This is a genomic window from Bacillus salacetis (assembly GCF_003581585.1).
GTDB lineage: Bacteria > Bacillota > Bacilli > Bacillales > Bacillaceae_B > Rossellomorea > Rossellomorea salacetis.
In genome coordinates this window covers 1-337 of sequence record NZ_QXIR01000102.1, presented here as the reverse complement: position 1 = coordinate 337, position 337 = coordinate 1, and the positions used below count along the sequence as shown (strand labels likewise).

Here is a 337-nt window from a genome sequence, read left to right as displayed (position 1 = left end):
CCCATAGCTCTACTATGACTACATCGTTTTTTCTTTTTCTGAAATCAACCACCCCATAGCGACCATATGACTACATCGATTTTGCTTTTTCTGAAATCGACCACCCCATAGCGACCATATGACCACATCGATTTTGCTTTTTCTGAAATCAACCGCCTCATAGCGCTCCTATGACTGCATCGATTTTTGCTTTTTCTGAAATCGACCACCCCATAGCTCTACTATGACTACATCGTTTTTGCTTTTTCTGAAATCGACCACCCCATAGCGACCATATGACTACATCGATTTTGCTTTTTCTGAAATCAACCACCCCATAGCGACCATATGGCCACAT

At 42.1% G+C, this 337-nt stretch carries 1 protein-coding gene; it reads right to left on the bottom strand.

Going from position 1 to position 337, the window contains the following annotated elements:
- Positions 1–157: 157 nt before the first annotated feature.
- A partial coding sequence (locus tag D3H55_RS24785; RefSeq protein WP_119549776.1) for a hypothetical protein occupies positions 158–337 on the bottom strand: 180 nt, incomplete at its 5' end.